The organism is Kribbella sp. (assembly GCF_035687465.1).
Classification (GTDB): domain Bacteria; phylum Actinomycetota; class Actinomycetes; order Propionibacteriales; family Kribbellaceae; genus Kribbella.
This window is the reverse complement of record NZ_DASRXP010000398.1, coordinates 1-7752: the sequence shown is the minus strand read 5'-3', so window position 1 is coordinate 7752 and position 7752 is coordinate 1. Positions and strand designations below refer to the sequence as shown.

General features: G+C 69.1%; 8 protein-coding genes. 6 read left to right on the top strand and 2 right to left on the bottom strand.

Annotated features, from left to right (window positions below; genetic code table 11):
- Positions 1-555: DUF5667 domain-containing protein (locus VFG33_RS20755; RefSeq protein WP_325054569.1), on the bottom strand; the 555-nt coding region annotated here is incomplete at its 3' end.
- A 106-nt stretch (positions 556-661) separates the two neighbouring features.
- Positions 662-1204 (bottom strand): sigma-70 family RNA polymerase sigma factor, encoded by a 543-nt coding sequence (locus VFG33_RS20750; protein ID WP_041289570.1) that lies wholly within the window; start codon positions 1202-1204, stop codon positions 662-664.
- 445 nt (positions 1205-1649) lie between these two features.
- Here VFG33_RS20750 and VFG33_RS20745 point away from each other — a divergent pair, with 445 nt between their 5' ends.
- The 6 genes from VFG33_RS20745 to VFG33_RS20720 form a co-directional block, all read left to right on the top strand.
- Positions 1650-3098 carry a class I adenylate-forming enzyme family protein gene (locus tag VFG33_RS20745; protein WP_325054568.1) on the top strand — a complete coding sequence of 483 codons (1449 nt, stop codon included), beginning with the start codon at positions 1650-1652 and terminating at the stop codon, positions 3096-3098.
- A complete protein-coding gene (locus VFG33_RS20740) occupies positions 3095-3328 on the top strand; it encodes a glutaredoxin family protein (protein WP_325054567.1) in 234 nt (77 codons plus the stop codon). The genes VFG33_RS20745 and VFG33_RS20740 overlap by 4 nt, the downstream gene beginning before the upstream one ends.
- Positions 3329-3442: 114 nt before the next feature.
- On the top strand, positions 3443-4201 hold the full coding sequence (locus VFG33_RS20735) for a redox-sensing transcriptional repressor Rex (RefSeq protein WP_325054566.1): 759 nt from the start codon (positions 3443-3445) through the stop codon (positions 4199-4201).
- Between the two features lie 73 nt (positions 4202-4274).
- Positions 4275-5570, top strand: a complete 1296-nt coding sequence (locus tag VFG33_RS20730; RefSeq protein ID WP_325054565.1) for a glutamyl-tRNA reductase — start codon at positions 4275-4277, stop codon at positions 5568-5570.
- Positions 5567-6448: a hydroxymethylbilane synthase gene (hemC, locus tag VFG33_RS20725; RefSeq protein WP_325054564.1), complete on the top strand. Its 882-nt coding sequence runs from the start codon at positions 5567-5569 to the stop codon at positions 6446-6448. Before VFG33_RS20730 ends, hemC begins: the two co-directional genes overlap by 4 nt.
- Positions 6445-7752 (top strand): bifunctional uroporphyrinogen-III C-methyltransferase/uroporphyrinogen-III synthase (locus VFG33_RS20720; RefSeq protein WP_325054563.1); only part of this gene is annotated, 1308 nt, incomplete at its 3' end. The genes hemC and VFG33_RS20720, both read left to right, overlap by 4 nt.

Here is a 7752-nt window from a genome sequence, read left to right as displayed (position 1 = left end):
GCCGCCATCACCGACCAGCGCGCGGACTTCGGACAGCCGGGTCATCGCGTGCTCGAGATCGCGCCGGCCCCGGGAGTCGTCCCCGACACTGACGTTGGTGGAGACGGCCTCGATGCTGCGCTTCATCCCGTACAAGGTGTCGCCGGGCATCGCCTGCTGAGCGGCGGCGGCAGAACCGATGCCACCTCCGAGCAGGACCAGCGCGGCTGTACTGGCCACTAGCCGGATACGCCGGCCGTGACGATGGCGGATATCTGTCACGGACGCGTCGTCCTCGCGGGGCGGCGGGTCATCTTCACTGTCCGGAGTGCTGCGTACCACGGTCGGAGTCGTCGTCGCGGCACGGGCCGCAGCCTGCTCGAGGAGGCGGTGCCTCAGCTCGGCAGAGAACTCCGGTCGCGGTGTGACTGCTCCGACGGTCCTCAGCCGTCCGACCAGTTCCACAGCTTCCAGCAGCTCAGGGTCATCGCTCAGTCGCGAAGAGTGACGGGGCCCGTGATCGACGGCGTGCGCGAATGTCTCCGCGCGCGCTCGAGCCCTGTGTAGGTCACTCATGGGTTCTCGTTCTCCTCAATGGCCAATCGGGGTCACCGATAGGTCCTCACCAGGCAAACGAGGAAACTCCCTGACGGGTTACGAAAGACATTCGTTGTCATCCGCCTCACCTCAAGTCCTTGGGGATAACCTTCGCCAAGTGCCGGACGGCCCTCAGTTGCAGTTGCTTGACGGCGCCCTCGGATTTCTCGAGCGCCTTGGCCGTTTCCGCGATCGACAGGCCGGCGAAGAATCTCATCGTCAGGCAGTCTCGCTGCTCGTCGGGCAAGGCCGCGACGGCGTCCCGCAGTACCTCGGCGGTGGCGGCGGCCAGTACGTCGACCTCCGGCCCCTCGGTCTGCCGGTCGTGCGTCTCGATCTCGTCCGTGACCACCTCGAGCCGGACGCGGCCGGACTTGTAGTGGTCGGTGATCAGGTTCCGGGCGATCGTCACCAGCCAGGCGCCGAAGTCACGGCCCTGCCAGCGGAACGAGTCGAGCGCCCGCAGTGCCCGGACGAAGGTTTCGCTGGTGAGATCCTCCGCGAGCGCGGAGGAGGACACCCGGGCGTAGATGTAGCGATACACGGTCAGCGAGTATTCGTCGTACAGCTCGCCGAACGCACCGACGTCCCCTGCCTGGGCGCGATCGACGAGCTCTGCACGTCTCATCCCGTCCGGGCTTGGCTCCGGCGTCGTCAAGTTCTCTCCCCGTTCAACTGACACGTCAACGTCTGACACATCCGCGGATGGCCACAGCGGCTGAGACAGCACCGAGCGTTACGCCTGGAACACCCGCTGTCAACAGGAGGTGGCGTGCCGCCCTTCGTTCGGTCCGGTAGTCACGAATGCGCCAGCCGGCTACGTCCGCGGTGCGGAGCAGCCTGCTCTCGGGGTTCATCGCGCTCTGTTTCCCCACTACCCCTCGTGTGAGGCGAGGGTCCTGCCCCTCGTGTGAGGCGAGGGTGTGGGCGCTTCTACCGGGCCTGGACCGGAAGAGTGTCGCCCACGAGTTCACCTGTATATCTCCCGTCACGCTCCGCTGCAACCGTTCCGTGCGCGTTATGTCGTCCGAGGCCGGAAGAACGTGTCCCCCGCCGCGTGACAGACTCGTCTGGTGAACTTCAACTTCGCGGACCTTCTTCGTGACACAGCGCGACGTCACGGCGAAGGTCTCGCGCTGGTCGACGGCGACCGGCGACTGACCTGGAGCCAGCTGGACGAGGCCGTGGACAAGGCCGCCCAGGGGTACTCCGCGGCCGGCCTGGTACCGGGGTACCGGGTCATCCTGCTACTCGCGAACAGTGTCGAGTTCGTCACGTCCTACCTGGGAGTTCTTCGCGCCGGGCTGGTCGCGGTGCCGTTGAACACCGGCCTCACCAAGCCCGAGATCGGCACTGTCGTGAAGCACTCGGGAGCCCGGCTGGCGGTCGCCGACGGGGACCTCGCCGACAAGCTCGAGGGCATCCGCGTGGTCCGGGCCGGCCAGCTCGATGGTCACGCTCCGCTTACGCCGCAGACCGACCCGGAAGCCCTCGCGGTGCTGCTCTACACGTCCGGGACGAGTGGCGACCCGAGGGCCGCGATGCTCACTCACCGCGCGCTGGCGGCAAACGTGAAGAACCTCACCGAGCTGGGCGAGGACCGGATGGGCCCCGACGATGTCGTGCTCGGCGTGCTCCCGATGTTCCACGCCTTCGGCCTGAACGCGGTCCTCGGCTGGGCGATCGCCACCGGCGCCGCGCTCGTGGTCGACCAGCGCTTCGACTCGACCGGCACCATCGACCTGATCCGCCGGTACGGCGTGACGCGGCTGCCGCTGGCTCCACCGGCCCTCAACGCGCTGCTGGTCCGCCCGGACCTGAAGGATGCCCTGCGGACGGTCAAGGTGGTCCTCACCGGGGCCTCCACCCTTGATCTGGGCCTGGCCGACCGGTTCGAGGAGGCCACCGGGCTGGTCGTGCACCAGGGCTACGGGCTGACCGAGGCCTCGCCCGGAGTGACCACCACGCTCGGTGAGGACGAGCCGAAACCCGGCTCGGTGGGCCGGCCGCTGCCGAACGTCGACCTGCGGATCGCCGACGAGCGTGGCGAGGACGTGGAAGGCGACGACCCCGGCGAGATCCTGGTCCGCGGCGGCAACCTGTTCTCGGGGTACTGGCCCGACGGGGTGGACGGCCCGGACGAGCAGGGCTGGTACCGGACCGGGGATGTCGGGTATCTCGACTCCGACGGAGACCTCTACCTGGTCGACCGGTTGCGGGAACTGATCATCGTGTCCGGCTTCAACGTGTTCCCGAGTGAGGTGGAAGAGGTCCTGGTCGGTTTTCCCGGGGTCCGCGAGGCTGCCGTGATCGGCGTACCGTCCGAGGAGACCGGGGAAGCGGTGAAGGCGTTCGTCGTACCGGCGACCGGTGCGGCGCTGGATCCGGCCGCGATCCGCGAGTTCGCGGCGACCCGGCTGGCGCGGTTCAAGTGCCCGGTCGAGGTCGAGGTGGTGGACCACCTGCCGCACTCGGTCACCGGCAAGGTCGCCAAAGGACGCCTTCGCGAGGCGGACCGATGAGGGTCACGCTCTACGGCAAGCCCGGCTGTCACCTCTGCGACGACGCCCGCGCGATCATCGAGCAGGTCTGCGCCGACCTGGGCGTCGGCTGGACCGAGATCGACATCACCCAGGACCCGGCGCTGTTCGAGCAGTACGGCGAGCAGATCCCGGTCACCCTCGTCGACGGCCGCCAGCACGACTTCTGGCGCGTCGACCCAGTTCGGCTCAAGAGGGCCTTGACAACTTAGTGCCATCGGTCACTGGTGGCCTTCTCGATTTTGTTCTCACGTTCACAAGCTCCTAGAGTGGGGTAGTCGCCAGCCGTGAGGCGGTGATCTTGAACCACCATTTCCAGGAGAATTGTGACGCCTGCCCGCAGCCGTCGCCCCGGCGCGCCGACGAGAACCGACCGCGGCATTCCCGAGGCCACTGTCGCGCGCTTGCCGGTGTACCTGCGGGCCCTGACCGCGCTGTCGGACAGTGGCATCGCCACCGCGTCGAGCGAGGATCTCGCGACCGCTGCCGGGGTCAACTCGGCCAAGCTCCGCAAGGACCTGTCCTACCTGGGCTCCTACGGCACCCGCGGCGTCGGCTACGACGTCGAGTACCTGCGCTACCAGATCGCCCGCGAGATCGGCGTCACCCAGGACTGGGCCGTCGTCATCGTCGGGATCGGAAACCTGGGCCACGCGCTGGCGAACTACTCCGGCTTCGGCACCCGCGGCTTCCGGATCGTGGCGCTGCTGGACGCGGATCCGCAGCTGGTCGGCGAGCGGATCGGTGACATGGTGGTCCGCGATTTCGCCGAGCTGGAAGAGATCGTCGCCTCCGACCGGGTCTCGATCGGCGTCATCACCACTCCCGCCGGTCCCGCCCAGGAGGTGTGCGACCGGCTGGTCGCCGCCGGCGTGACCAGCATCCTCAACTTCGCGCCGGTGGTGCTGTCCGTGCCCGACGGTGTCGACATCCGCAAGGTGGACCTCTCGATCGAGTTGCAGATCCTGGCGTACCACGAACAACGAAAGTCCGGAGAGGCGGCGCTTTCCGAGGTGCCCGAACTACCAGCGATCAACGGCGTCCCTGCCGATCTGCCGAATGTCGGGGGAGGTGTCGGGGCGTGAGTGAGCGCAGCGAGCAAACCAATAAACACAGCGAGTTCTGCTCATGTGCGCCCGACGCGAAGCGAGGTCGCAGGTGAGTTATCTGGTGGTCGGCATCTCTCATCGCAGTGCGGACATCTCGGTGCTGGAGCGTGTCGCGCTCGATCCGGACGCCGCGACGAAGCTGGCGCTAGCCGTTCAACTCACCCCGGCTGTCAGTGAGTCGGCCGTGGTCGCCACCTGCAACCGCACCGAGGTCTACGCGAACGTCGACCGCTTCCACGCGGGCATGGACGAGGTCACCGCGATCCTGTCCGACGTCACCGGCGTACCGCTGCTGGATCTGGCCGAGCACCTCTACGTGCACTTCGAGGAAGGCGCCGTCGCGCACCTCTTCCAGGTCGCGGTCGGCCTGGACTCGATGATCGTCGGCGAGAGCCAGATCCTCGGCCAGGTGAAGGAATCGCTGCGCGCCGGCCAGGACCTGGAGACGATCGGCAGCAGCCTCAACGCCCTGTTCCAGCACGCCCTCCGGGTCGGTAAGCGGGCCCGCACCGAGACCGGCATCGACTCGGCCGGCCGATCGGTCGTGTCCGCCGGGCTGGAGGCGGTCGGTGGCTTCGAGGGCCGTCGGGCGCTGGTCGTCGGCGCCGGCTCGATGGCGTCGCTGGCCGCCCAGACCCTGCTCGCCGGTGGGGCCACCGGCGTCACCATCGCGAACCGGAACTTCGAGCGCGCCGTCGCCCTGGCGAACCGCGTCGGCGGTACGGCGATCCAGCTGGCCAACGTGCCCGAGGCTCTCGCCGAGGCCGATCTGGTCGTGTCGTGCACCGGCGCGCGAGGCGTAGTACTGACGGAAGAGATGATCGCCAACGCCGGCGACGGGCGGCCCCTCGGAGTACTGGATGTCGCCCTGCCCAGGGACGTCGATGCCGCGGCGGCCCGGATTCCCGGCGTCACCCTGGTGACTCTGGCGGACCTCGCCGGTACTGCGGGCGGCAGCGAGCAGGACATCGAGGAAGTACGGCGGATCGTCGGCGAGGAGACGGGTGCTTTCGAAGCCACCCGGCGAGCCGCGACCGTCGCGCCGACCGTGGTGGCGCTGCGGGCGATGGCCAGCGAACTGGTCGAGGCGGAACTGGCCCGGCTGGAGCGCAGACTGCCGAATCTCGACGACGTCCAGCGCGAAGAGGTCTCGCGGACCGTCCACCGGGTGGTCGACAAGGTGCTGCACACCCCGACCGTGCGGGTGAAGGAACTGGCCGCCGATCCGGGCGGGCCGACCTACGCCGACGCGCTGCGCGAGTTGTTCGCACTGGACCCGGCCGCGGTGGACGCCGTCACCGCCCCCAAGACAGCAGCCAAGACCACCGGAGGCGAAACCGCATGATCAGGCTCGGTACCCGCCGCTCCGCGCTCGCGACAGCCCAGGCGAACCACATCGCCGACGCGCTGCGTTCACTCGGGCACGAGGTCGAGCTGGTGCCGATCGTGACCCATGGCGACACGAACAAGGCCCCGCTGCAACAGATCGGCGGCACCGGCATCTTCGTCAGCGCACTGCGCGACGCCCTGCTGGCCGACGAGATCGACATCGCCGTGCACTCGCTGAAGGATCTGCCGACGGCCGAGGTGGACGGGCTCACCATCGGTGCCGTCCCGGTCCGCGAGGATCCGCGCGACGTGCTGGTGGCCAGGGACGGCCTGACCCTCGGCGAACTCCAGACCGGGGCCATGGTCGGTACGGGCTCGCCCCGCCGGGTGGCCCAGCTCGACGCGCTCGGCCTGGGGCTGGAGCTGACCGGGATCCGCGGCAACGTGGACACCAGGATCGCGATGGTCGCCGATGGCAAATTGGACGCGGTGGTGCTCGCAAGGGCAGGGTTGGCCAGGTTGGGCCGGCTTTCGGAGATCACCGAGACGCTGGACCCGATCCAGGTGCTGCCGGCACCCGGACAAGGTGCCCTGGGCATCGAATGCCGTGCCGACGACGTCGCGGTGCTCGAAGCCCTGGCGCCGTTGGAGGATCCGGCCACTCGCGCCGCGGTGACGGCCGAGCGGCAGATGCTTGCCACCCTCGAGGCAGGGTGCACGGCTCCGGTCGGCGCACTGGCCGAGGTGGTCGAAGGTGAGGACGGCCCGGAGCTGTGGCTCCGGGGAGCGCTCGGCCAGGAGGGCGGCGTTCGGCGGCTGTCCGCCAACGGGTCGGTCGACGACCCGCGGGCGGTCGGACGGGCGCTGGCGAACGAATTGCTGGAGCAGACATGACACCGGCACGGGGCACGACGACCAGCAGTAAGACGAGCAGGACAAGGGCAAAGGCGACGGCAGACGTGAGCATCGCGAAGACAGCGGCCACCAAGGCGGCACCCCAGAAGGTGCCGGCGAAGATCGCAGCAGCCAGTACCAGCACGGTCAAGCAAGTCAGACCGCTCGGCCACGTGACCTTCGTCGGGGTGGGACCGGGCGACCCGGCCCTGCTGACGATCGCCGGTCGTGACGTGCTGGCGAGCGCCGACGCCGTGGTGGTGGAGGGTCCGGAGCACGACGCGTTCCTGGCCTACTGCCGCCCGGGCATCGAGGTGATCGACGGGTCCGGTGCCGAAGGCAGCCGTGCCCTGCGGGTCGCCGCCCGGGCGCGGCTGGTGGTGAAGACCGCCAAGACCTCGTCGAACGTGGTCCGGCTGCTGACCGGCGACCCGTTCACCTTCTCCAGTGGGGCCGAGGAAGCAGCCGCCTGCCGCAAGGCCGGGATCAGCTTCAACGTGGTCCCCGGGGTCAGCGAGGTCAGCGCGGTCCCGACGTACGCGGGCATCCCGCTGACGGTGAAGGGCGAGCGCGAGGTCACGGTGCTCGACCTGGCCGAGTCCAAGCTCGACTTCAGCCGGCTATACCCGAAGCAGACCCTGGTGTTGCTGAACGCGACCGAGGGCCTGAAGGAGACCACCGCCGCGCTGCTCGAGGCCGGCTTCGACGCCGGTACGCCGGTCGCCGCGACCGTCGGCGGGACGACCACCGCGCAGGCGAGTGTGGTCGGCACCCTGGGCACGATCGTCGCGGATCTCCGGGCCGCCAAGCTGACCGGCGAGGCCGTGATCGTGATCGGTTCCGTGGTCGAGCAGCGCGAGGCGCTGTCCTGGTTCGAGACCAAGCCGCTGTTCGGCTGGCGGATCCTGGTGCCGCGCACCAAGGACCAGGCCGGCCCGCTGATGGATCGGCTCCGCCGGTACGGCGCGATGCCGGAGGAGGTGCCCACGATCTCGGTGGAGCCGCCGCGCAACCCGCAGCAGATGGACAAGGCCATCCGTGGTCTGGTCGAGGGTCGCTACGAGTGGGTCGCCTTCACCTCGGTGAACGCGGTCAAGGCGGTCCGGGAGAAGTTCGACGAGTACGGCCTGGACGCGCGGGCCTTCTCCGGGCTGAAGATCGCGGCGGTCGGCGACAAGACCGCCGAGGCGATCGGTGCCTGGGGCATCCGTCCGGACCTGACCCCGACCGGTGAGCAGTCCGCCGCCGGGCTGGTCGAGGACTGGCCGCCGTTCGACGAGGTGCTGGACCCGATCAACCGGGTC

Coding starts and splice junctions, on each gene's coding strand:
- VFG33_RS20750 (WP_041289570.1), bottom strand. CDS start 1,204: ATGAGACGTGCAGAGCTCGTCGATCGCGCCCAGGCAGGGGACGTCGGT.
- hemC (WP_325054564.1), top strand. CDS start 5,567: ATGATCAGGCTCGGTACCCGCCGCTCCGCGCTCGCGACAGCCCAGGCG.
- VFG33_RS20740 (WP_325054567.1), top strand. CDS start 3,095: ATGAGGGTCACGCTCTACGGCAAGCCCGGCTGTCACCTCTGCGACGAC.